Source organism: Micromonospora sp. NPDC003776, assembly GCF_053605645.1.
The window spans coordinates 1-1429 of sequence record NZ_JBSGJR010000931.1 but is presented as its reverse complement, the minus strand read 5'-3'; the positions used below and the strand labels follow the sequence as shown (position 1 = coordinate 1429).

General features: G+C 75.3%; 2 protein-coding genes. Both read right to left on the bottom strand.

Features of this window, described 5'->3' with window-relative positions; genetic code table 11:
- On the bottom strand, nt 1-801 hold an 801-nt coding region (locus tag ACWEVO_RS36480; RefSeq protein ID WP_452311942.1), incomplete at its 3' end, for an ABC transporter ATP-binding protein.
- A gap of 2 nt (nt 802-803) precedes the next feature.
- Nucleotides 804-1429: HlyD family efflux transporter periplasmic adaptor subunit (locus ACWEVO_RS36475; RefSeq protein ID WP_452311941.1), on the bottom strand; the 626-nt coding region annotated here is incomplete at its 5' end.

Sequence of the window (1429 nt, the reverse complement as noted above, 5' to 3'; positions counted from 1 at the left end):
GCCCCGGGACGGGTCCCCGGGTTCGCGCCGGCCGGCGAACCGGGGCTCCGCGCTGGGAGCGTCGTCCAGTGTCGCAGGTCCGCCGCCGACGCCGGACAGGGGTCGATCATGAAGCGTGTCCGACCTGATCAGACCGTCGCGGACGGCGATCCGACGGCGGGCGCGGGCGGCCACCTCCTGGTCGTGGGTCACCATCACCAGGGCCACCCCCGACTCGGCGTTCAACCGTTCGAGCAGCTCCAGCACCGCCTCGCCGGTGGCGGTGTCCAGGTTGCCGGTGGGTTCGTCGGCGAGCAGCACCGCGGGTTCGGTGACCAGCGCCCGGGCGATCGCCACCCGCTGCTGCTCGCCGCCGGAGAGCTGGTTCGGCCGGTGGTCCAGCCGGTGCCCGAGCCCGACCCGGCCGAGCATCGCCGCCGCGCGCTCCCGTCGCTGCCGCGCGCCGATCCCCCGGTAGACCAGCGGCAGCGCCACGTTGTCCACGGCGGAGGTCCGGGCCAGCAGATGGAACGCCTGGAAGACGAAGCCGATGGTCTGGTTGCGCAAGGCGGCCAGCTCGGGCGCGGAGAGGGTGGCGACGTCCCGGCCGCCGATCACCAGCCGGCCGCCGGTCGGCCGGTCCAGCCCGCCGAGCAGGTGCATGAGGGTGGACTTGCCGGAGCCGGACGGCCCGATCACCGCCACGTACTCGCCGGAGTCGATGGTGAGCGACACCCCGCGCAGCGCCGGCACCGACACCCCGTCCAGCTCGTACGTCCGGGACACGTCGACCGCCTCGATCGCCGGCACCCCGGCGGGCAGGGTCACTTCAACTCCTGGCCGTCGTGGACCTGGTCGGCGCCGCGTACCACGATCCGGTCGCCGGCCTGCACACCGCTGACGATCTGCACCAGGTCCTGGCCCTGCACGCCGACGGTGACGGGCACCCGGTCGGCCCGGCCGTCCCGCAGCACCCAGACCGCGTCCCGGCCGTCGGCGGAGAAGACCGCCGACGCGGGTACGGCCACCGCGTCGGCGGCCTCCCGGACCCGGAGGTGGACCACCGCGTTCATGCCGGGGCGGGGCGCGGGCGCGACCTCCCCTTCACCGAGCCGTCCCGCGCCCAGGGCGAGCCGGACCCGGTAGGTGACCCCGCCCCGGGCGGAGGTGGTGGGCAGCACGTCCACCGAGCGGACCGTGGCGTCGTAGCTCGCGCCGGTCACCGCGTCCAGCTCCACCGCGGCGGTCAGGCCGGCCCGGACCAGCAGCACGTCCGTCTCGTCGACCTCGGCGAGCAGGCCGAGCCGGCCGGTGTCCACCACGGTCAGCACGGGGGTGCCGGCGGTCACCCGGCCGGACAGCGGGTCCTGGAAGATCATCTGCATCCGGCGGCGGGCCTTGCGCATCGCCTCGCCCTTGAGCGAGCGGACGTCGGTGCCGTCGAAGACGA